We start from the raw sequence: 22,671 nt of genomic DNA on the forward strand, positions 1-22,671 counted from the left end.
TGTTCGATCATTCGTCACTAATCAGCAGAACAATTTTACCTGTCACAGACCCACTTTCAATTAATTGGTGGGCTTTAGCTGCTTCTTTTAAGGTAAATTTGTGACTCACATGGATTTTTAATTTGCCTTCATCGATCCAGGTGGCAGATTGTTCGAGAATTTCTGCATGATGGTGGAGAGTATCTTGTAATCCTAGTAACGCTGGTGCCAACATGAATTCTAAACCAATGCGGAGGTTGCGAGTTCTAGCAGTTTTCCAAACAGTATTGGCATCTGGTTCGAGAATGGTAACAATATCGCCATAGACTCGCACTGCGGGGAAGGTTTTGTGAAAAGTTTCGCCGCCTACGGTATCAAAAGCCAAGTCTACGCCTTCGCCACCAGTCCAATCTAATACCGCTTGCACAAAGTCTGTTTGTTTGTAAAAAATTACATTATCGGCACCGAGTTCTTTGACGAAATTAGCTTTTTCCTCAGAACCCACGGTGGTGGAAACAGTAGCACCTTTGAGTTTCGCCAATTGAATTGCTACATGGCCGACACCACCAGCACCGGCATGAATCAAAACCCGTTCCCCAGGTTCTAATCGTCCCCGTTCATATAAAGCTTCCCAGGCGGTGATTAATACTAAAGGCGCTGCTGCTGCTTCGGCAAAGGAGATAGAGGCGGGTTTACGTGCCACAAACCGTTCATCCACAACAGTATATTCAGCGTAATTTCCTTGGTGTGCGCCTAAGCCACCATAGCAAAAATATACTTCATCACCTGCGCGAAAACGCTGGACGCCAGCACCCACTGCTTCCACGATCCCTGCACCATCACATCCTAAAATTGTTGGGGTGCGATCGGGGTAGAAACTGCCTCGACTCCGAAGTTTAGTGTCAATGGGGTTAATGCCAGCCGCTACCAAACGCACTAAAAGTTCAGTATTCCCGACAGGAACAGCAGGGTTTGGCACATCCTGTACTTGCAGAACTTCGGGACTGCCAGCTGCTGTCATCAAGACTGCTTTCACAATTCTTTCCTCCTGGCTTTAGATGCACGTTCTTATGCAACTTTAGCGCAAGAGGGTAGATACAGAGATATTTATAAGCCAAAACTGCAATGTCTCACATGTTTTTAAATATGGGTACCTTTTTGTCTTCTGCCTCCTACCTGGTTGTTGAGCGTAGTCGAAACACTACCTCCTGACTTCTGAATTACAAAAGATGATTGTTTTTGTCCAACTTCCTTCGCTGCTAGTAATACACTTAGGGCATTAATCACATAAGCGCTTTCCTCGGCAGCACTATTGATTTCTTCTCCTAAAAAGCTGTGTGCTAGTTTGAATTCCTGGATCAGAGTTTCGCGATCGTTTTGAATAATTAATTGTGCTAATCGATGATAAGTAAATGCTAGTCTATTTATGGCTGCACGTCGCTCCGGTGTAGCTAGCATAATGTCTACTACCATAGATGCAGACTGGGTAAACATGCGACTAGCCATATCAATTTCCAGACGGAAAACTGGGCTAGAGAAGTCTAAGCTACGACGAATGTCAATTTCTTCTTCTGCCAAGAAAACACCAAGGCTAAAGGTTTTAAAGTTACGGATTGCCTGAACAGCCATCATCATTTGGTCGTGTTCTTCTGGTGTAGATGTAATCAGCTTGCCGCCATCATTTGCAATCAAATCTAGAAACCATTGAAAGGCAGCATCTTCACGACCTGGACAGACCACAACTTTTTGAGACAAGAAAGATTTTATCCCTGGGCCAAACATTGGATGGAAGCCCATGACAGGCCCACTATGATGCTCAAGCATAGTTTGTAAGATAGGAGTTTTAATACTAGCAATGTCAGCTAAAGCAGTAGTTGGCGTTAGGTATTGAGCAAGTTTACGGATTACCTCGGTTGTGTATTCAATTGGAACACAGACTAAAACTAAATCTGCTCCATCTAATAACAATTTTGCTTGTTCCCAGTCACCGCGATCGAGAATACTAATGTAATGACCTGCGGCGGATAACTTTTGCTGGAAGAAGTGCCCCATTAGACCACATCCGCCAACTAAAGTAACTCGTCGCGGTTTTACCTTAGCCACAGGAAAATTTGCAGTTGCAACGGCAGAGACACAGCCCATAACAAGATTTTTCCAAATTGACTCTGGAACACCACTTTCTACTAAGGAAAAGGTGAGATTAGTAGTTTGTTCCTCTAAGGAAATGTATTCTGATTCAGCCAATATTGCAATTCTTTTCCCTAATAGATCAATCAATTTTTGGTCAATTTGTTTCAGTTTTTCTTGGAACATGAGACATTATAAATGTATTGATAATTTAACTAAAGTCTCGCAGAGCGATGTATGCTACGGGCTATGCCTACGCCTAACCTAACAATGCTATATCTGGGCGTAACTGAGCGGCACGGTGTAGATAGACTGGGCGTAATGCATTCTGAGGTAGAGGAGTGTTTAAGTGGATTAGCACCCGAATGCAGCTGTCAAGGCTATTGGCAACCTGCATCTGTTGCACATCTAGCAAAGGAACTCGATCCCAACCAGGACGACGACGTGCCACCGCAGCCGGAAACATTGCATCCAAGTCTGGAGTTGCAGAAAAGGTAACACTGACGATTTCCTCAGGATCTAAAACATTGTTTCTTTCTAAAGCATCTAATAACTCATCTACAGCCTCAGTAATTGCTTTTATAGAGTTGTAGCTGACTGTCGTTGCTCCTCGAAGTCCCCGGACTCGCCATTCTCCTAATACCTTTGCCATGCTGGAATGTTCATCTATGTGCGTTGAAAAGGTTAGCCGATCCATATCAATTTTAAGGTTGAGTTTTAAGTTTTTTCTGTACACAGCAATTGCCAACTATAAATCTCAATTGTTGATAGTTTTATTTGGCAATATCAAATTAGTTAAAGAGAGCTACACAATCAAGAAATCAGCAATTGTAATACTATTGACTTGTACCCCACTCAAGATCGTTAAAGGCTCATTGCTGCTGGTAATATTAATCAAAGTATCATTTACACTACCACCAGTACCTTGATAGATTGTTAAATCAGCAAATGCCAGACCACCCAAAAGCCCAATAGAATCTTCCCCATCAGTAAAGTCAACAATGGTATCAATCCCCGATCCAGATGTAAAAGAGAATGTGTCTTTGCCACTACCACCAATCAGAGTATCCCAACCAAATCCGCCTACAAGGGTATCATTATCAGCACCGCCTCGCAGTATGTCATTACCACTTAACCCCCACAGATAGTCATTGCCACCCTGACCGTTAATAACATCATTAGATTTGTCAAAGCCACTAGTATTATTATTAAGATCGTTCAGGAATGTTACTGAGTTACGACTATAAACACTACTCCTTTGTTCATTAGCATTCAAGACATCAAAGCTGTCTTGAAACCCCGTCTGCCCATTAAACAAAAGATTGCCAATATCCACCGATGCACCTGTAGCTTTGCGAAGGTTATCTAGGTTTTGTAAGGCAAAATTTTGCAAGACGACCCCAGTATTCTCAACTCCCTCAAAGGTTATGAGCAGGTCATCTTCATTCTGAGTCAAGAGCATATTTCTAGCAGTCAGCCCATTACCCTCAAATTTTAGAGTATCAATTTCCGTAGATAGGCTTGAAGATGGACGAGATCCCGATCCTACACCACCGAAGTCAGTAATGGTGTCGATGCCGTTACCAAGTTGAACTGTAAACAAGTCTATATTTCCACCACCCGTAAGGAGGTCGTTTCCTTTTCCACCAATAATGTTTTCACTGCTTTTCCCACCCGTAAGGATGTTATTACTATCATCTCCAACCAGAAGAACGCCATCTTTCCCTTTGGGTCGAGCGTCGTTGTCCACAATTGTCAGAGTAGCTGTATTCTGCAATAGCCCAATGATTGCGCCACCTGTAGCATCGCTCAAGGTGAGGTTGATAGTTTTATTAGCTTCGATTAAATTATCATCAACGATCGGAATGTTTATAACTTTAACTCTTTCTCCATCAGCAAAGTTAACCTTTATTTGCTGAGAACCATTGTAATCTTCAAGATATTTAGCTGTACCATTTTTCAAAGTGATAGTAGCACCAACTGCCCCTGTATCATCTAACGGGCGGATTAAAGTTACTGCTGCTATGGGAGAACCATCTTCATTAACGCTGTATTCAGTACCAGCAAAAATTATTGAGTCTAAGGCTACTGATGCATTGTCCTTAAAGGCTTGCACGATTTTATCAAGTCCTTCATCTGTAAATAGCGGAAAAGCCGCAGATATGTCTGTCCCTGGACGACTTGTATCCTCAATCAATTTGTCAAGCCCGGAGGGAATACCTTGGATAAGCATTCTCGCTGGCTTATCTTCAAGATTGCGATAGGCGTGGGTTTGCCCTTTGGGCACATTCACAAAAGTTCCAGGAGTTGCAGTAATAACTCGATCGTTCAACTGAAATTTTACAGTCCCCTCGACAATGTAAAATCCTTCGTCTTGCTGAAGGTGGATATGCGGTGTAGTCCCAACATTTGACGGAACATAAGCATCAAATAGATCGTATTTACCATCAGTATCTTCGCCAGTTGAGATAAATTTAACCAAGTCTCCAACCACCCACAATGACTTACTAGATTTGTTGGCTGGTGTCTGTTGAAAGCGATTATATTCTGTCATTCTTGTTCTCCTTTCGGGCTGAATTGATGGTGAGCTAGTTTTGGTTTGATGTTGTAAGCGCAGACATAGGCTCTTTTTCTTGTTTAGTCAAGTTTTGAGCATCTATGTCTTGTAGAGTCCACTCCTTTTTTTCCCATCCAAATAAGTTTGGATGGGGATTGTTTATATCAAACTGATGCTAATAAATTACCTCGTTGCTGCCAGCCCATTTTGGTTTGCCCAACGTCTAATGGAATCTCTCAAAGACGGAACGTCAGCGAATAAACGACGTTGCAAAGTAGTATCAGCTACATATTTACCTGAAGAAACATATTCCATAGCCTTATCAGTACCCCGGAACATAGGATTAATAACTGCCATAAACTTAAACAAGATTGTTTTGACCAAAGGTGGAATTATTTGCAATTGCACTTTCTGTCCAGTTATTTCGGAGAGCAAATTAGCAATCTCTCTAAGATTAGTTGGCTGTTCAGTGCCCAAATCGATGCGATGTCCTACAGCTTCAGGTGTCTCAATAGCTAAAACAAGATACCGGGCCACATCATCCGAGTGAATCGTTGATGCTGGAGCGTCTGCATCAGCCATAGCTCGAAATTTACCATTTTTGATATCTTTAAGGCTAAAGCCTAATAGTGTATCAACGAATCCGCCTGGTCGCAACGATACAAAAGGAACTCCAGATTTCTCAATATAATCCTCAGTCACAGATTTCTGATAAAAGTGAGGTACAGATTTTGCCTTTTCTGCCGTCAAAATACTTGTAAAAACGAACAATTTAATTTGCATTTGCTTGGCTGCATCAACCAAATTGCGATTTCCCTTGTCGTCAGTGTTTTCTAAAGAGTCTCCTTTCTTTCTATGTGAGTAACCGTTAGCCGTTGTAATTACAACATCAATGTCACACATTGCAGGCAAAAGTGTCTCATACTCGGTTATGTCGCCCCGAACTATTTCCACACCTTGAGCCTGCAAGTGAGAAGCTTCAGTTCCAGGGCGAACCAAAGTACGGACTCTATGACCTTTTTGCAGCAGTTCTTTAACCACTTTGCCGCCAAGCAAACCAGTTGCACCAATTACGAGAACCTTACGCTGAAGCATTATCTCAACTCCTTAACTATAAACATTTTCTTTGACTTTCCAGACTTAATTAAAGTTCTATTTTTTTGTCTAGTTTTCCGTACTAAATTTGTAGCAATATAAGCACTAAATCCCAAAATCCCCAATGTAGAAGTTGGTTCTGGGACAGCGATAGAAGAAACTGGTAAACCAGGATAAGTAGCGGTGAATTTTCTCAGAGTACTTTCCTCAGATTCCCCGCCTCTATTACGAACTTCTTGACTTAAACCTTTGATATAGTTTGTCCAACCCATTTCAGGAGGTCCCCCGAAATCACCACCAAAATCTCCAAATACATTAGTCAACTGTGTGACAGAGTTAGTATAAAATGTCAGCGTACCATCTGGGTTTTCTTTAAACCCAAATTTTCTTGAGCCGTTCACTGGATGTTTTCCCGTTACGCCACTGGTAATAGTTGATAAGGTAAAATGATCGTCGGTCAAATCTGTAAGCATCACAGAAACATCATCTTCGTAATTAGGAAGACCCAGTGCTGCAAAAAGGCGTAATTTTATATCATAAATATCGCCTACCTTTGGGGGTGTGGAGGTGTTCCTGGGAATTAGCTTATTGAGCGTATCATCACCGCTAGAGAGATAATCATCAAAAGATTGATAATTTATTGCCCCATTTGGGTCTTTAGCTATTTCTAAGAGAAAATCTGTAGGCGTTAGCCCTTGGGGCATTCTGTCAACCAAAACAGAAATTTCGTCATAAAAAACTTTTTTATTTCCAGTAATTAACTGCAAGTTGCCGTTATCTGCTTGAAGGGCTGCCTTAACTGTGGGATTTTGAGACCAAGGTTCTGTAAACAATTCCAGATGGGTTTTCAGTGGATCGTAAGGCTCTGATTGCAAACTGAATTCACTAGCAAGAGCCGGACTACTAAAAGAAATGACAGGAGTAGTTAAGCCCAAGGTAAATAAAAGTGGTATAAACCCTAATAATTTGTGCTTGTAACGCAGTTTCATAATTTACTACTTCAAGAAGTTTAAGTTACAAAATACCAGGAAACTAGCAAAGTAATGAATAAATATTTTCCCGAATAAAATGCTTTTAATGCTGCGGAAAATATATGCGATCGCTAAAGCCAGTTTCCCAGGTTTTATTTGCAAATCTCAATGTTGATAATTTCCAAGAAACTATTGTAGGAAATGACTAATTTGGAATTTACTGAGAGCTTTTAAACGCGAACGAAATAGCTATCATTCAGATTTAAACCTGTGACTCCTTGGATAGTAGCAATCAATTCCAAAGGCTGATTTGCTCTTTGTAAGAATATATCTGTGGATGCTACACCTGAAGGAGAGCTAGAACCTGTAGCTAAAACATAATTAGCATCAGTTACACTTTGCAATTGGATGAAATCTTCACTGGTTTTGAAGTCAGTAACGATCGCAGCATCATAAACATCAGAACTGCCACTATCATAAAATACATGACCGTTATTCCCCAGAATAAATGTATCTCTGCCTTGATTGCCGATGAGCGTATCAACCTCACCACGACCAAACCCAAATAACGGATCGAATGGGTCAACACCAACAATCACATCATCTCCAGCTTCACCAGAGAGGAAATCGTTCCCGGATGCACCAACTAGTAAGTCTGCTCCTGCTCCACCGACGATAATATCGTTGCCAGTACCACTATAGAGGTTGTCTTTGCCATCCGCACCATTGAGAAAGTCATCACCATCTCCACCATTGATGATGTCATTCCCGACATCACCATCAAGTATGTCGTTACCTGCCTGACCTAATATCCGGTCATTGCCTGCACCACCTAAAACTCTATCCTTGCCTAAACCACTATAAATAGTATCGTTACCATCTCCGCCATTGAGGTCGTCATTACCATCTTCACCATTGATTTGGTCATTGCCGATTTCTCCAAAAATGCGGTCGTTGCCATCACCACCTAAAATAATATCGTCCCCGACTCCCCCAAAAAGGTCATCAGTTCCAGAACCACCATCCAGGAAGTCATCGCCCTCGTCGCCTAATAATTGGTCAAGACCATCGCCACCCGAAATAATGTCATTCCCAAAACCTGCCGCAACGATGTCATCACCAGTTCCAGCTGAGACAACATCATCTCCAGAAGTAGAAACAATCAAATCATTTCCTGCCCCAGCATAAATAGAATCGTTGCCGTCACGGCTGTCGATCAAATCGTTGCCGTCTAAACCATAAATGTTATCGTCACCCGTAGTGCCACCGATAACATCATTACCATTTGTGCCAGCAATTAATCCTGCATCGGCGGAAACATAAACGAAGTAACTATCGTTCAAATTCAAATTTTTCACGCTTTGCACGCTAGCAATCAGTTCTAGCGGCTGATTTGGCCGACTGATGAGTATGTCTGTGGTGTATTCATTTCCCGCAGTCGAGTTAGGGCCAGGAGCTACTACATAAGTGCTACCATCTGTCAACTTTTTCAGTTGAATGAAATCCTCATCAGGGTTGAAGTCAACAATTAAACCAGCGTCAGAAACGTCAGAGCCACCTTTATTGTCATAGTAGGATTCAGCAACATCCCCAAGTACAAAAGTATCATGCCCTGAACCGCCGACCATCTCATCTCTTTCAATACCGTCCAGCCCAGGTATGCGGATAAATGGATTACTGCCAATAATTACATCATCTCCAGAACCACCATTTACATAGTCATTACCGACCGAACCAACAACTATATCGTTACCTTCTCCACCAAAAACTCGATCGTCGTCAAAACCACCCAAGACGCGATCGTTCCCGAAACCACCATCTATATAGTCCTCTCCGGCGACACCAGAAATGTCGTCATCACCTTCCCCACCAAAGACTCGGTCGTTGCCATCATCACCTAAAACTTTGTCATTCCCAAGACCGCCTAAGATGAAATCGTCGCCAGCACCACCCGAAATGTCGTCAATCCCATCTTTACCATTGATAAAATCGTCGCCATCTTCACCAAGTATCAGATCGTTGCCGTTAGCACCCGCAAGTTCATCATTCCCGGCACCACCTAAAATGAATTGGTTGCCTCCTGTGGCCACAACAGTATCATTACCAGGCCCCGCAATCACTAGTTTATTTCCAGTCCCACTAACGATGAAGTCATCACCTTCACGTCCCGATATGAGATCGTCGCCCGCCAAACCAAAAATTTGATCGTTGCCTGTACTACCAACCAGTATATTGTCTTCAAATGTGCCAAAGAGTTGACCAGGTGCAGTTAAGGTCTTAGGGAAGTAGGAATTAGTAGAAGTTTGAGCTTGTTTTTGTTTCTTATCTTGAGACATTTTTGTTCTCCTGATTACGATCGCAAATTATGTAGGCAAATATTTTCAGTCTTCCACCAATAGAAACTGTGGAATTGTTGGTTCATTTACAGGAGTTTCTTAGAGAAACTCCTGTAAAGTGGTTTTGAGATTAATTGCTATACAGTAGTCAGGATATTGCTAGCTGACTTATTCAGATTGACTGCGGAAGCAGGGAGGGTTCCCAGTTTGACTTCACCCCAGCGCATGACGATGGCAGCAGCAGTAGATGCTGAACCGATAGTATAAACAAGCACTAAATCGTTCTCACGAATTTTCTCTGATTGAGCGCCGTAGTACAGATTGGCTATGGGGAGGACAGGCCCAATGTTTGCATAATACGGATAAAGATTGATTGTACGGTCTGGATCGATACCTAGTGAGCGGGCACACAGATTAGCGTACCAGGCAGTTGGTGTATTGAAAGCAAAGAACTTAATATCATCGAGACTAACACCAGCAGATGCGATCGCACCTTCACAGCAAGTACGGACGAGATCAACAGATGTACCACCTAGTTGCTTACTGGCGCTTTCACCTGTCTGTATCCGCATCCTTGGCTTGCCATTGGAGTCTATAACCAGTTCATTAAAGAAAGCACCACAAGTTGCTTGAGTGTGAACAATTTTCGTACCCAAGACTCCTTGGTTCGGTTTGAGGGCACTAACTAAAAATGCACCAGCACCATCGGCCATAAACCACGAAAGGGTATCATCTTCGTCAACAAAGTGAGAATAGATGCACGAAACCACCACTAGGACATTGCGGTACTCTCCAGTTTGCACTAACGCCGAGGCATTCTGCATTGCCACTAAAGCACTCGAACAAGTTGACTCTAGATTCCAGGCGGGGCAGTTCAGTCCTAATTTACGGGCGAGATAAGAAGCATTACCAGGAGCGATTTGCTCAGGAAACAGAGTAGTTACAATCATCAGATCGACTTCATCTGTGGAAAGTTCTGCCGCCTCCAGGGCACTTATAGCTGCCCCATACTCTAAGGTTAACGATGTTTCATCTGAAGCCAGCACCCGCCGCTCAATAGTGCCTCGGAAGGGATCGGACAGATAAGGTATTACAGCTTTTGACCAGAGGAGGTCTTGCTCTTTTTGGTTAACGGCAGGTTCAGCAGGTTTAAACAGCTTCGCGAGGGTTCTGCCCTCTGCCTGAGTCACCAATTCCGGGTAATTCTGTTGCCAATAATCATTGGTACGCACAATGCTAGGAAAGTTAAGGGCAACTGAACGAATACCTACTGGTTGATGTGTCATGATATTACTCCTTAAAATTAAGAAAATTAAGATTAGACCTCTTGCAAAAATATGTTTTTGCACTCTTAGGGAAAAGGGTAAAGGTTAAAGGGAAAGGATTTTGAGTTTCTTTACCCTTTCCCCCGACTTTTGCAAGAAGTCTATTCTTTTGCAACTTGTGAAATCAAACTTTGAATCCGAGTGCCAATTGGGGCAGGTCTGGTCGGATCGATTACGACATCAATCACAAAGGGGACATTGGAAATCAGCCCTTTTTCTAAAGCGGCTTCGACATCGGCTTCCCGCTCCACCCGGATGCCATCAGCTCCCATCCCACGAGCAATCATGACGAAATCTGTACTGGGTATCTCTGCGTCTACACCGTTAAAGCCCAACAAGTTCATCCCCTGGTCGCACATGTTGTAATGGCCATCGTTGAGTACAATCCAGACGGCGGGAATTTTGTATTTGACAGCAGTGCTAATCTCGCTGTTCATGAGCATAGCTCCGTCCCCAAGAATAGCAACAGCTTTACTATTGCGTGCCAGTGCAGCACCGACAACACCAGTAGCAGCATGACCCATTGAGCCGAAACCGGTACTAACTCGATATCGTCTGGGGGTGTTAAACCGTAGCCAGTGGGTTCCCCAAGCAAAGGAGTTACCTGCCTCGGTAATCACTATTGCATCACTATTTTCAACAATTACACGTTGAATCTTATCCATCAGTATTTCTGGTCTAATTAAACCATCATTCTGAGAATCAATCGCATCAAATTTGGGTCGGGGCAGTGACAAGACTGGTAATCGATCGGAACGCTTGGGAAAATGCTTCAATAATGCTTTGACAAATTCTCCTACATCAGATTGGATAGGCACTGTCTCAACAGATGGATAGGCAACTCCAGGTACTTCTGGATCAATATCGACATGTATAAAACCGCGTGAGGGAATCATTTCCAGATTCCAGAATGAGGTGAATTCACTCAATTTTGTTCCCAAAACCAGCACGCGCACAGGACTTTGTGACTGCATATATGTCAGAACTGAGGAATGTCCACCGAAGCCTGTAACACCCACAAACTGAGGATGATCTTCAGGAAATATACCCTTGGCACGGGGCGAACACATTACGGCAGATCCTGTTCTCTCGGCAAGTTGGCGGATTTCTTCTCCGGCATCCCTGGCACCAAAGCCTACCCAAATAGCGAAGGGCCCTTCAGATAACAATTGTACAGATTTCCAAACAGTATCTTCTCCCGCAGATGGCAGAATTGGTGAGCTAGTTATACGAGGTATTGATGCCTTAAGAAAACTTGTCTGAATCACTGGAGGGACACTTAGATGTGCGACAAAGCTACCAGGTTGTGCTAGACCGAGGGCAAGTCTGCGAGCAGTTACTGGAAGTTCATCGCTGCATTCAATAGTGGTTGCATAATGGAAAAGCTTTCCTGAAGTAAAAATACTTGTATTGGACATTGTGTAGGCACTAGTTTCTTGAAAAGCCCAGCGTCCACGTTGCTGTGTTGAGGTAGAAGGAGAGAGAAAAATTACCTTTGCACCTTCCCAGCGTGCAGCAAACATTCCAGTCAGGGCGTTGGTGATGCCTGGCCCGGTTGTGCTGAATACTACCACAGGACGACCATTGGCAAAGTAAGACTCAATAGCTGCAAAGGCTGCTCCGGTTTCGTGACGAAATTGTAGCACCTGGATTGAGCTTTGCTCTAGCATAGCTACCAGTGGCGTGATGCCGCCTCCGAATAGACCAAAAGCTTGACATACTCCCAAATCTTCCAGCATTTTGACTATAGCTGCTGCAACTGTTATTTCAGTTGATTCTGAGTGGCTGGGCTTTCCATGAGGGGATAGCAAAGAGGAGCTTGTAGGTTGCGATACAATAGCAGGTTCAGCTATTGTATGTTCAACTGACTTATGATTAGTTCTAACATTAGTATGACGCATCAATTAAACCTCTATTTATCTTTTTTACTTTGGTAGTTTGTTTGGGTTGTCAATTAATAGGTAATAGTAGCGAATTGAGATGTTGATTGCTTACGTAAAACTCGCTTGAGTACTTTACCTGTAGGATTTTTAGGAATTGAATCCACGAATTTAATCACATGGGGAATTTTGTAGGTAGCCATCCTGGCACTACAGAATTCAATGATTTGCTTTTCCGTAATTTCCTTACCAGCCTTAGCTACGATATTCGCTTGGACTATCTCCCCTTTAAAGCTATCAGGAATACCATAAATAGCTACTTCGGCAACTGCTGGATGTTGATAAATGACATTTTCAACTTCAGTTGGATATACCTTAAATCCAGACACATTAATCATGTCTTTTAAGCGATCGACGATGTAGAAAAAACCGTCTTCATCCATCCGACCAATATCGCCAGTATATAACCAACCATTTTTAATGACTTCAGCAGTTTCAAATGGGCGATTCCAATAACCAAGCATGACATTGGGCCCCCGAATGACAATCTCACCCAATTCACCAGGCTGTACCTGATGATTATCAGCATCAACAATTTTCATTTCTACATTTTCAATGGGAGCACCAATAGAACCGAGTTTGTATTTCAAGTCGTGGTTATAACATGCACATGGTGATGTTTCAGTTAAACCATAGCCTTCATGAATCACTTTTTCATACTTTTCTTGCCAAATTTGAGCTATTTCAATTGGCATGGTTGCCGCAGCAGAAAAGTAATAACGTATGCTTTCAAAGGCTTGCTTGGGTATGTCGCTATTTAAGATTTTGATGAATACTGTCGGCACACCAAAGAACATGGTGATTTGATGAGTAGCGATCGCATTCAAGACTTGTGTCAGATCAAACCGCCGTTGCAGGACGAGGGTGGAACAAGTATTGAGTGCAGCATTGAGAATTGCATTTTGACCAAAGCAATGAAATAGTGGTAGAAAAAGTAGTAGTTGGTCATTAGCTTGCATTCCACAACAACGATTTTGGGAATACATATTAGAAATGATATTGCCGTGAGAAAGAGTAGCTCCTTTGGGAAAACCTGTGGTTCCTGATGTGTAGACTATGCTAGCAGGAGCATGGCGATCCATTGTCACAGCGCGGGCATTAGGGGAAGATGTTTCTATTAGTTGGGCTAAACTTATCCCCTTTTTGACGTTACCTTCTGCAATCAAAATGTGTTGTAATTCTGGTAAATCTGCTTCTAGTACCTCCAAACTGCCTGACTCTGTGGTGATGATGGCTTTAGCAGCACAATCGTGAAGTATATAACTGACTTCAGAACTTTTCAACATCACATTTACAGAGACAGCGATCGCACCAATTTTGAGAATGCCAAGATAAGAAGTAATGAACTCTGGAATATTTGGCAAAAACAAGGCCACGCGATCGCCTCTTTTTATTCCTAATCTTTGTAAACTATTAGCTACTCGATTTACTAACCGATCTAGATGTCTGTAGGTAAAAGATTTATCCTCAAAAATCAGGGCGATTTTATCAGGAAATAATAGATGACCGCGCTCGACATGATTGGCGATATTCATAACTTAAAAGTCTCTCTTTCATCGGAATATGGCAACAAATTAAGTTAACAAAACTTGCAGAATAGAATGGCACGAATCAAAGGTAAAATCATTGCTAGGGCTGGGTGTAAGTGAAAGAACTACCGCGTCAACTATTGTGATGTTTTTCCCTACACCCAAAAGCCAATTACATTCAGGGTTTGCGTTTATCTTAGTGTCATTCCTTTCTGAATATCTGGTGCATAAACATCACCAAAATTGATTTGTGGTTCCAATGTCATGAGGATGCCGTGGCGGGGACGTAATGTGAACATTGGCTCCTCTTCAACCGGATGTCCAGGTACTAGGTGCAGCCGATATTTTTGAGCTACCATCGCAACGATCAACTGCATTTCAGTCATTGCAAATATCTCACCTATGCATTGGCGTGGCCCGCCGCCGAAGGGGTAGTAAGCATAGCGGGGACGTGCAGCCGCTTGTTCTTTTGTGAAGCGCTCAGGGTCGAAGTCTTCGGGATTCTCCCAAAAAGCTGGTAGGCGATGGGTGACATAAGGGCTAATCATGATTACAGAGTTAGCTGGTATATGATAACCTCCAACCTCGTCGGACTGTAAGTTAGTACGAGTATAAACCCATGCACCAGGATAAAGCCGCATCGATTCTTCCAGTACCATCCTGGTATATTTCAGGTTTGGTAAATCTTCAAGAGTCGGGGTACGCCCATTTAAAATACTCTTGAGTTCATCTTGGAGGCGACTTTCGACGTTAGGGTGAAGAGAAAGCAAGTACCAAGTCCATGCAAGTACAGCTGCTGAGGTTTCAAATCCACCAGTAAAGATGGTCATAATCTCATCGCGTAATTGCTCATCACTCATTCCCTGACCAGACTCTTCATCGTAAGTATCCATCAGCATAGAGAGCAGGTCGTCAGGATTATTATTGTTTTCCCGACGGGAGCGAATGATCCGATAGACGATTCTATCTAGTGTTCCCATCGCTTGTACAAAGGCGCGGTTTTTCGGTGTGGGAACCCATAGAGGTAGCTTGAAGACTGCCCACAGTTGACTACTAAGATACTCGTAAGCAGTATCCCATGCTTGATTCATCTCGGAAATTTCGTCTTCAGAATCAATGCTCAACAAACTCTTGAGGAGGATATTCTGGGCTAGTTGCATCATCTGTGCAAAGACATCTAGGGGTTTGTCTGAGCCGATACTGCTCCAGGTATCTAGCATTTGGCTAATGGTTTTAGTCATGAAGGTGACTAATGCTCCAACCCGATGGCGATGAAAAGTTGGTTGCATCAAGCGACGTTCGCGCCGCCAGGAGTCACCCTCGGCGACTGCTAGACCATTACCAATTACCTGCTTAATAGACTTAAAGTTTTCGCCTTTAATGTAGTTACGGCTATTTTCTTGCAGGATGTACTTTAGATGATCTGGGTGAGAGACTAAATAAAGCTGTTGAGGCCCCATTGCCCCCAGGTGGACTACTTCACCATACTCCTGTACGGCATTGGTTAGAAACTGTAGTGGATTCCGCAACATTTGCGGGAGGTTGCCTATAATCGGGTAGCCGATAGGGCCTGGAGGAGCTTTGCTGATACTTGGTAAAATACTCTGTTTGTGCATCTGAACTGTCCTCAAAATTTAATTGAGACTCGACAAAATATCTTGAACGGCTTGCACAATCTGCCCACCAGATGCGATATCTGCACTTATCCGGGCAATATGTTCGTCAAGAGGTTGTTCGTGGTCGTTCCAGATATAAGGACGGTCAGATGAAGCTGGTTGTCCGATGACATCGCGCACTGCCATATATAAATCTCTGGTAGCGGGGGATAAACAAGCACGAGCATCATAATGGTCTGCAACTAGATAGGTGCGTAAATCAACCGCTTGCACCCCAAATATCAAAGCGATCGCCATATACTGTTGGAAGGTATCTACTGAGCGACGTGCTAAGTTTGCAGAAGCAAAACCTTGGCTGTTGATATTTTGGTTAAATTGTTCGGCATGGGTAGGAAATCTGTCTGCGATCGAATTTCCATAGAAGGTTAACAATGGCATGATTGAGTTCCCAGATATTTGCAGACCTTTTAGCCCCATGTTGACACTGCGCTCTCGGTTCCCCACTAAAGATGCTGGCAGTCCGTTGTTAAATTCTGGTGCTACCAGGTAGGCTATTTGCACATCTAAATGTTTAGCCAACAACCCGATGTAGTAGCGCAACCGATCCATTCCGACACCGATGTACTGCCCTAAGAAATTACCGCCATGATAGCTAACTTGGTTCTCAACATCGATTAGCGGGTTGTCGGTGACAGAATTAATTTCTACTTCGATTTGTTTTTTAATCTGCTCGATCCCATCTACAATCGGCCCCATGTATTGTGGTAAACAGCGCAGTGAATAACGGTCTTGAATTGGATCTCCACCCCGATAGTTGTGAGAACCATCTAGTTCTTCGCGGACTAAGCGTGAACCTGCTAGTAAGTTCAGCATTTGGTTCGCAGCCCATTTTTGCCCTGAATGTGGTTTGAGTTGATGAATAAATGGGTGGAATGATTGATTCGTACCATTCAAACCTTGAATTGCTAGAGCATGTGCCCCCATTGAAAGAGCTAATAAAACTCTGGTGTCGTAGACACAATTGGCAGCAATACCTGTCATGACTGAGGTGCCATTCATCATTGCCAATCCTTCTTTAGGAAGTAATTGTAATGGCTCTAAACCCAGATGACTCAATGCTGTCGGCGCGTCGATTTCTTCGCCGTTAAAGTCAACAGTATAGCAGCGGTCTAAACCAACCAATGCGCCAGTAATGTAGGATAAAGGCACTAAATCACCGCTTGCACCAATAGATCCAAATTCATATACATGGGGTGTAACACCAGCATTTAAGAAAGTTTCCATACGCTGGATAAGTTCTAGACGAATACCAGATGCACCATGCAAGTGGGAGTTAGCACGCAAAAGCATGGCAGCCCGGACATCAGCTAGCGGTAATTTTTGCCCGGCTCCGGTTTTGTGATACCAAATCAGGTTGTTCTGAAGCAGTGCCGCAGATTCAGGGGAAATGACAACATTGGCCATGCCACCAAAACCACTTGTCACGCCATAAATTGGTTGACCAGATTCCACAGCATTACTAATGTAATCGCACGATGCTTGAACTCCTTGTACAACATCTCGATCATCGCTTAGGCGTACTTGAACACCATGACGGGACACACTAGCTACTTCGTCTATCGTTAGGTCTTGGTTGCCTACAACTACAGTTTTACTGGAATTTACTAGGGAGGTTACAGAAGAATGAAAGGTCTTGTTTTTGTTGAGTGATGTTGTATTCATTGAACTTCCAATTATTATTTAGATTGCACAAATGATGGACTGATTGGATGTCCATGTTGGGAGGGTAATGACACGCTTATAAAGCCCTACTGGCGGTGGCAGAAACTCGTGCAGTAAACTTAGGGGTAACGGTGGTGCTATGTTGTTTAGACCAACGACCAAAGAACTTACCTAAAGAAGCCATTTCTAACATTAAGTCTTCAAATGCTTCCGGTGTTAAAGACTGAGGGCCATCTGAAAGAGCCTTAGCTGGATTAGGATGAACTTCAATCATTAAGGAATCTGCGCCAGCTGCGATCGCAGCCAAGGTCATCGGTTGGACAAACTCTGATTTTCCGGTGGCGTGGCTAGGGTCAATCATAATTGGTAAGTGAGTCAAAGTCCGCAAGACAGGGATTGCAGATATGTCAAGGGTATTCCGTGTATACTGCCGGTCAAAGGTGCGAATTCCCCGCTCACACAAAATTACATTGGGATTACCTGCTGCCAAAATATATTCAGCTGACATCAACCAATCTTCAATTGTGGCTGATAGTCCCCGCTTCAATAAGACTGCTTTACCAGTAGCACCTACTTTCTTCAGTAGGGAGAAATTCTGCATATTGCGGGCACCAATTTGAATCACGTCTGCTACTTCAACAATCTTGTCTAAGTCAGCTGCATCCATAACTTCTGTGATAATACCCAAACCAGTAGCTTCGCGAGCTTTTGCTAACAAACCTAATGCACTTTCACCATGCCCTTGGAATGCATAAGGTGAAGTCCGAGGTTTGTATGCCCCACCTCGTAGAAACTGTGCTCCTGCTGCTTTTACTATCTGTGCTGTTTCAACAATCATTTCCTCGTTTTCAACAGAACATGGCCCAGCAACTACAACTAAAGGATGGGTTTGTCCAAAGGTAACAGATCCATTAGGTGTGGGTACAACTACTTCACTATGCTCTCCATAGCGGAATTCTAAAGAAGCACGTTTAAATGGTTTTTTTACTCGGATCACTTGCTCAATAAAAAGGCTGATATTTTGAATCTGCCTAGTGTCAATTTCCGCCGTTTCACCAACTAAACCAATTACTGTTTTATGTTGACCTTGGCATACTTCTGGGGTGATTTCATGACGACTGATTTCTTTAATTACACGCTCGATTTCTATCGATGGTGTCCCTAATTTCATAACTATAATCATTGTTCTGAATCTCCTAATTGCAACTATTGATTGAGTTGTAATACCTAAATTTGAGAATTGTGTTTGTTGTTTGTTTGACCCTTCAAATAACAATCAGTCTATTCTTTGACTTTTATGCAAGATCCTAAAAACTTTCTGTTTGTTTAGAATTTATCGAAGTAAGTACCCAAAATCTTCTCTAATATTTATTGTTAGATTCCAAAGTTTTAGCTGTATAAACTTCTCTATTCAACAGCTAATATTGAAATTTATTTCGTGTTAATTTTTACAGCATTATCTACAAAGCTAATTACTGATACGCCTACATTTAAAGCGCCAAGCTTTCTATTAGTATACTGCTTGGTTTTATATTTAGCATCTTTTTCAAAAATATGCAACCATTTTCCTGTTCTCGATTTTTTGAAAAAATTGCCTTATTTACTTAAGTTTCTACATCCAAAATTTATTTTTTGAATCTTTCTCTTTATCTTACTTATTTGAGCTTGCTAATTTTTTCATGCAAATCTAAAACTGGATAATTTTTCCAGTTTAGGAATTTACCAAAAAGAGATTTTTAAAGAAAATGTAGATGTACAGAGGCTTGCTACAGAATAGTACTGGAAGAGATTATAAAATCATGAATGGCGCTTTAGAAGACGTTGTCACATCAAAATAATCGTAGCTGTGTAAATTATAAACTCACTCAGGTTTGGCAAATTTTTATAATCGCCGGCTTCAATGAATGATATTAGAAATCTGAGGGTAAATGAATATAGAGACATAGCAGTGCTACATCTCTACAAGGTTTATGGATAACGCATATTTAATTTTTGGAGATATTTATTGATACTACAGATGAAGGATCAAAGACTCCTCTAACTACTGATAGCTTTACTAGTTTGCAATAAAGTTAATTCTGAACGAAGTTTTTCAATATCTAGCTGAAGTTTCTGATTTTTTATTTGTAGTGCTTCTAATTGCGCTTTATAAGTATCGCGCTCCGCTACTATCTTTTGCAGTTCATTCTGTTGAAGTGGAGAAGAAGGTGAGAGATGATTAGTGATTGTTTGTTCAATGCTAGAAACCTCAACTTTGGGTAAGACTAATACATCTACTTGATTTGTATCCCTCTGCTGACTAACTGAAAAGGCTTTGTGTTGTTGTTCCTTTACTGTTTTAGGATCTTTATATTTTTTAATGAGATTTTTAACAACTTTTGGATCGACTATTTCGCCTGTTTTCAAAATCTTTATTGCTTCATCTATAGCAGCTTCAGATGTACTAGGAGCAGCCAGTTTATAGAGAGCAGTAGGAGTAATACCATTAATCAAATTTCCGATTATCGGAATTTTGGACTCAAATGCTCTAGCAACGTGAATAAACTCATAGGCTGAAGTTTTTCCCATTCCAAACTCCTGTCGTAACCAAGGTAGAAACTCGCCATGTTCGGTAATTTTTTGAGCCTCTAACAAGTTGACACCAATGCAATAAATGTCCATAGCACTTCGTTTCAGCCTACGTCGTGTGTCTTCTGCTAGAATAGCTAAGCGTTGTTGTTTTTCCTCTTTAGTCTCAAAGTCTGACTTGCTCTTAGGTACTGAAGACTGGTCAATAATTTTTTCTGACTGGGTAGGTATTACTTGAATTTCTATTGGAAAAGCTGTTGACTCATGCGTACTAATTTTCATACAATCTATTCCTGCTAGCATTTGTATTTTTTCTCAGAGATATTTTTGCAAAGCAGTTTTTTAGGTTTGTGATTTTATGTATAAGAGAACTTGTATTAAGTTACTCAGGTCAAGCTAATAACTTTACGCAACTTCTTGTTATATCTTTACAAAAGTACACACTTAAGGAAATTCTATCTTTAGGTTATAAATTTTTTTATTCTCAGAGCGAGCGAGGAGAGTTAAACCTGGTGACTGTCCTAGTGAAGTGGATGTTTTAGATATTCTCAACGCCTTTTTATACATCCTGTGTGTTGGTGTAACGTCTCTTAGAGAAGGCTATCGATGTAGGTGATTTTCTCAATTGGCAGACGCTTTACACCGATTTCGTTCACTGGTATGAGCGCGATCGCTTTTTTATTCATAATTGAGCCATTTTGTAAAGTCGCCAAACTCCTACTTCACTATGGCGACAGCCTGATGAACAGATCGGGTAAATTAAGATAAGTAAAGAAAACGCTTTGAACTAAATGGCAGCTCTAAGCTTACAAGAAATTTCTACTCAGCTAGAAAGTCCGAATTTACGCGATCGCATGGTAGCCCTTGCTAATCTGCGTCATGTTGCGGCTGAGGATGCAGTCCCTTTGATTAAAAAGGTACTAGACGATGAATCTTTGCAACTGCGATCGATGGCAATATTTGCTCTGGGAATCAAGCCAACGCCAGAATGTTATTCTATTTTGGTAAAAATTCTCGAAAATGATCCCGATTATGGTATACGCGCTGATGCCGCTGGTGCTTTAGGATATTTGGGTGATGCCAGAGCTTTTGAGGTGCTTTCACGGGCATTTTATGAAGATACTGATTGGCTAGTACGTTTTAGTGCAGCTGTTTCTCTAGGTAATATTAAAGATCCTCGTGCCCGTCAAATTCTTCTTCAGGCATTGGATAGCAAAGAAGTCGTGTTACAACAAGCTGCAATTTCTGCACTGGGAGAAATTCAAGACATCGAGTCTGTAGATAAGATCCTGCGCTTTGCCGAATCAGATGATTGGTTAGTCAGGCAGCGTTTGGCAGAAGCCTTGGGAAATCTTCCCACTCCCAAGAGTGTCTCAGCTTTAAAATACTTGGAAAAAGACAATCATTTCAACGTTGCTGAGGCAGCCAGAATTGGCCTCAAGAAGCTTGAGGAAATAGGCAATCAAGCTTAATATTAAAGCCTCCTACTACCTTTTAATAATAATTAAGTGGGAATTTTAGCATTTTGATGCAGGGTAATTTCATTCATGAATATTGAAGAGTTTTTTCAGTTAAGTACTGGTAAATGGTTTTCTCATCGTACTAGTCAACATTTGGCTTTTAACGAATCGGAACATAGCAAGTCAGATATCATTATTGAGGCGCTGCCATTAGATCGTCCAGAAGTTATCAAGCTGTGTCAAAGTTACAACATTAATCCTAGTTCTGCTTCCTGTGCTACCAAAATTACCTGGAACGGCACAATGGACAAGGATCAAGCAAAACACACTGGTTCAACTGTGTTGGTTTCGGTACCTGATGCGGATAATCCGGCCCAAGGCAGTTTACTCCGAGAAATAGTTGATGCCAATAAAACTCCAGTTCCCGGACGCTATAAATTTGACAGCGATGGTGCTTTGATTCTAACTACAGAGGATGAAACTATCTTCTCAGAGGAACGCCTGTGGTTTGCTAGCCCCAATTTGCGAATGCGAGTAAATGTCCTCAAGAGTTTTGGTGGATTTAGTATCACTTCCTTCACTTCTGAGATTCGTATGGGCGGCTTTCCCCCAGCCGAGAAGGTTTCCGAGGCGGCTAATTCAGTATCTAGTTAAGTTCTAGCCTAAATATTCCTCCCGTTTCTGGCTACGGTTTACACAGTAGGCGTTTCTGGGGGGAATTAAGTAGAGATGGGTTAGCGTCAAGGAAAGTTTTGATTAAGCCTGTAATACTTTAAACCACTTATTCAAAACTGTGCTGATGGTTTTCTTAATTTGATGATTACGACTCCATTTTTGGAATGCCATTTCATACTCTTCGCCTTTGATTTGAAAGGTATTCCAGACATCAAGCGCTACAGGCAATCCGCAGAATAGTAAAATGTACAGCGACCAAGAAATTCCGCCACCAGTAATTAAATCAAGCAGTATAAAAAAGATATTAAAAATGGCATATTTGCTTAGGCGTTTCTGAAATCTTCTGATGCGATAGGCGTCAAAAGCTTTTCGTTGTTGGAGTTGCCCCTGTTGTAATACCCAATCGCGTTCTGCTAATTTTAAAGACTCAGGTGAAATTTCTAACTCAGCAGCAATTTCTAATATATGCTCATAAGAAAATTCTGTGTCTTTATCATCTGCTTGACGAGCGATCGCCAAGTGCAGAATTTGTTGGACATCTTCTTGGCTATACGAGCGGATGCTTTGAGGTTCAAACGCCGTCATAATTCTTTCTCTTAATTATTACTTTTAATAGAAATTTGCTGCTCGATAGATTTTAAGCAGCTACGCCAGTACTATCTCTATTATTCTTAGATTAACAAATCTAAATGCTGTCCGGCATTGAATGTATGGGATTTTTAACTTTGGGTATAGGGTAAAGAGGTAGGGGGGCAGAGGGGCAGCCTCTCG

Annotated in this window: 18 protein-coding genes; 2 read left to right on the forward strand and 16 right to left on the reverse strand. The window is 42.0% G+C overall.

Annotated features, from left to right (window positions below; genetic code table 11):
• Positions 1-7: 7 nt before the first annotated feature.
• From V7K53_RS25435 to V7K53_RS25505, 15 genes are all read right to left on the reverse strand, one after another.
• Positions 8-1,015 (reverse strand): zinc-dependent alcohol dehydrogenase family protein, encoded by a 1,008-nt coding sequence (locus tag V7K53_RS25435; protein WP_335200304.1) that lies wholly within the window; start codon positions 1,013-1,015, stop codon positions 8-10.
• A 104-nt stretch (positions 1,016-1,119) separates the two neighbouring features.
• Positions 1,120-2,292: a bifunctional chorismate mutase/prephenate dehydrogenase gene (gene tyrA, locus V7K53_RS25440; protein ID WP_335200305.1), complete on the reverse strand. Its 1,173-nt coding sequence runs from the start codon at positions 2,290-2,292 to the stop codon at positions 1,120-1,122.
• 73 nt (positions 2,293-2,365) lie between these two features.
• A complete protein-coding gene (aroH, locus tag V7K53_RS25445; RefSeq protein ID WP_335200306.1) occupies positions 2,366-2,758 on the reverse strand; it encodes a chorismate mutase in 393 nt (130 codons plus the stop codon).
• A gap of 153 nt (positions 2,759-2,911) precedes the next feature.
• Positions 2,912-4,660 (reverse strand): cupin domain-containing protein, encoded by a 1,749-nt coding sequence (locus tag V7K53_RS25450; protein WP_335200307.1) that lies wholly within the window; start codon positions 4,658-4,660, stop codon positions 2,912-2,914.
• Positions 4,661-4,846: 186 nt separating this feature from the next.
• Positions 4,847-5,758 (reverse strand): SDR family oxidoreductase, encoded by a 912-nt coding sequence (locus V7K53_RS25455; RefSeq protein ID WP_335200308.1) that lies wholly within the window; start codon positions 5,756-5,758, stop codon positions 4,847-4,849.
• Positions 5,758-6,747, reverse strand: a complete 990-nt coding sequence (locus V7K53_RS25460) for a hypothetical protein (protein WP_335200309.1) — start codon at positions 6,745-6,747, stop codon at positions 5,758-5,760. Before V7K53_RS25460 ends, V7K53_RS25455 begins: the two co-directional genes overlap by 1 nt.
• 212 nt (positions 6,748-6,959) lie before the next feature.
• On the reverse strand, positions 6,960-9,065 hold the full coding sequence (locus V7K53_RS25465) for a calcium-binding protein (RefSeq protein ID WP_335200310.1): 2,106 nt from the start codon (positions 9,063-9,065) through the stop codon (positions 6,960-6,962).
• A gap of 137 nt (positions 9,066-9,202) precedes the next feature.
• Positions 9,203-10,351, reverse strand: coding sequence for a 3-oxoacyl-ACP synthase III family protein (locus V7K53_RS25470; RefSeq protein ID WP_335200311.1), 1,149 nt, complete (start codon positions 10,349-10,351; stop codon positions 9,203-9,205).
• A 140-nt stretch (positions 10,352-10,491) separates the two neighbouring features.
• Positions 10,492-12,291: a ScyA-related TPP-binding enzyme gene (locus V7K53_RS25475; protein ID WP_335200312.1), complete on the reverse strand. Its 1,800-nt coding sequence runs from the start codon at positions 12,289-12,291 to the stop codon at positions 10,492-10,494.
• A 53-nt stretch (positions 12,292-12,344) separates the two neighbouring features.
• Positions 12,345-13,865, reverse strand: a complete 1,521-nt coding sequence (locus V7K53_RS25480) for a class I adenylate-forming enzyme family protein (RefSeq protein WP_335200313.1) — start codon at positions 13,863-13,865, stop codon at positions 12,345-12,347.
• A 185-nt stretch (positions 13,866-14,050) separates the two neighbouring features.
• Positions 14,051-15,475: a cytochrome P450 gene (locus tag V7K53_RS25485; protein WP_335200314.1), complete on the reverse strand. Its 1,425-nt coding sequence runs from the start codon at positions 15,473-15,475 to the stop codon at positions 14,051-14,053.
• Between the two features lie 18 nt (positions 15,476-15,493).
• Positions 15,494-17,197, reverse strand: a complete 1,704-nt coding sequence (locus V7K53_RS25490; protein WP_335200315.1) for an HAL/PAL/TAL family ammonia-lyase — start codon at positions 17,195-17,197, stop codon at positions 15,494-15,496.
• Between the two features lie 76 nt (positions 17,198-17,273).
• The gene (gene aroF / locus V7K53_RS25495) at positions 17,274-18,380 is read right to left on the reverse strand and encodes a 3-deoxy-7-phosphoheptulonate synthase (protein ID WP_335200316.1); all 1,107 of its coding nucleotides are present in this window, start codon (positions 18,378-18,380) and stop codon (positions 17,274-17,276) included.
• A gap of 854 nt (positions 18,381-19,234) precedes the next feature.
• Positions 19,235-20,047, reverse strand: coding sequence for a DUF3102 domain-containing protein (locus tag V7K53_RS25500; protein WP_335200317.1), 813 nt, complete (start codon positions 20,045-20,047; stop codon positions 19,235-19,237).
• Between the two features lie 308 nt (positions 20,048-20,355).
• Positions 20,356-20,478 (reverse strand): hypothetical protein, encoded by a 123-nt coding sequence (locus tag V7K53_RS25505; RefSeq protein ID WP_335200318.1) that lies wholly within the window; start codon positions 20,476-20,478, stop codon positions 20,356-20,358.
• Between the two features lie 78 nt (positions 20,479-20,556).
• Here V7K53_RS25505 and V7K53_RS25510 point away from each other — a divergent pair, with 78 nt between their 5' ends.
• The gene (locus V7K53_RS25510; RefSeq protein WP_099104155.1) at positions 20,557-21,237 is read left to right on the forward strand and encodes a HEAT repeat domain-containing protein; all 681 of its coding nucleotides are present in this window, start codon (positions 20,557-20,559) and stop codon (positions 21,235-21,237) included.
• Between the two features lie 75 nt (positions 21,238-21,312).
• On the forward strand, positions 21,313-21,879 hold the full coding sequence (locus V7K53_RS25515; protein WP_335200319.1) for a phycobiliprotein lyase: 567 nt from the start codon (positions 21,313-21,315) through the stop codon (positions 21,877-21,879).
• A 102-nt stretch (positions 21,880-21,981) separates the two neighbouring features.
• On the opposite strand, the gene V7K53_RS25520 is transcribed toward V7K53_RS25515, so the two are convergent.
• Complete coding sequence (locus V7K53_RS25520; protein ID WP_335200320.1) at positions 21,982-22,485, reverse strand: 2TM domain-containing protein; 504 nt, start codon at positions 22,483-22,485, stop codon at positions 21,982-21,984.
• Between the last annotated feature and the right edge of the window lie 186 nt (positions 22,486-22,671).

It is taken from the genome of Nostoc sp. (assembly GCF_036917355.1).
GTDB lineage: Bacteria > Cyanobacteriota > Cyanobacteriia > Cyanobacteriales > Nostocaceae > Nostoc.

Coding starts and splice junctions, on each gene's coding strand:
- V7K53_RS25485 (WP_335200314.1), bottom strand. CDS start 15,475: ATGCACAAACAGAGTATTTTACCAAGTATCAGCAAAGCTCCTCCAGGC.
- V7K53_RS25515 (WP_335200319.1), top strand. CDS start 21,313: ATGAATATTGAAGAGTTTTTTCAGTTAAGTACTGGTAAATGGTTTTCT.
- V7K53_RS25465 (WP_335200310.1), bottom strand. CDS start 9,065: ATGTCTCAAGATAAGAAACAAAAACAAGCTCAAACTTCTACTAATTCC.
- V7K53_RS25480 (WP_335200313.1), bottom strand. CDS start 13,865: ATGAATATCGCCAATCATGTCGAGCGCGGTCATCTATTATTTCCTGAT.
- V7K53_RS25520 (WP_335200320.1), bottom strand. CDS start 22,485: ATGACGGCGTTTGAACCTCAAAGCATCCGCTCGTATAGCCAAGAAGAT.
- V7K53_RS25500 (WP_335200317.1), bottom strand. CDS start 20,047: ATGAAAATTAGTACGCATGAGTCAACAGCTTTTCCAATAGAAATTCAA.
- aroF (WP_335200316.1), bottom strand. CDS start 18,380: ATGATTATAGTTATGAAATTAGGGACACCATCGATAGAAATCGAGCGT.
- V7K53_RS25510 (WP_099104155.1), top strand. CDS start 20,557: ATGGCAGCTCTAAGCTTACAAGAAATTTCTACTCAGCTAGAAAGTCCG.
- tyrA (WP_335200305.1), bottom strand. CDS start 2,292: ATGTTCCAAGAAAAACTGAAACAAATTGACCAAAAATTGATTGATCTA.
- aroH (WP_335200306.1), bottom strand. CDS start 2,758: ATGGCAAAGGTATTAGGAGAATGGCGAGTCCGGGGACTTCGAGGAGCA.
- V7K53_RS25450 (WP_335200307.1), bottom strand. CDS start 4,660: ATGACAGAATATAATCGCTTTCAACAGACACCAGCCAACAAATCTAGT.
- V7K53_RS25455 (WP_335200308.1), bottom strand. CDS start 5,758: ATGCTTCAGCGTAAGGTTCTCGTAATTGGTGCAACTGGTTTGCTTGGC.
- V7K53_RS25460 (WP_335200309.1), bottom strand. CDS start 6,747: ATGAAACTGCGTTACAAGCACAAATTATTAGGGTTTATACCACTTTTA.
- V7K53_RS25470 (WP_335200311.1), bottom strand. CDS start 10,351: ATGACACATCAACCAGTAGGTATTCGTTCAGTTGCCCTTAACTTTCCT.
- V7K53_RS25475 (WP_335200312.1), bottom strand. CDS start 12,291: ATGCGTCATACTAATGTTAGAACTAATCATAAGTCAGTTGAACATACA.
- V7K53_RS25490 (WP_335200315.1), bottom strand. CDS start 17,197: ATGAATACAACATCACTCAACAAAAACAAGACCTTTCATTCTTCTGTA.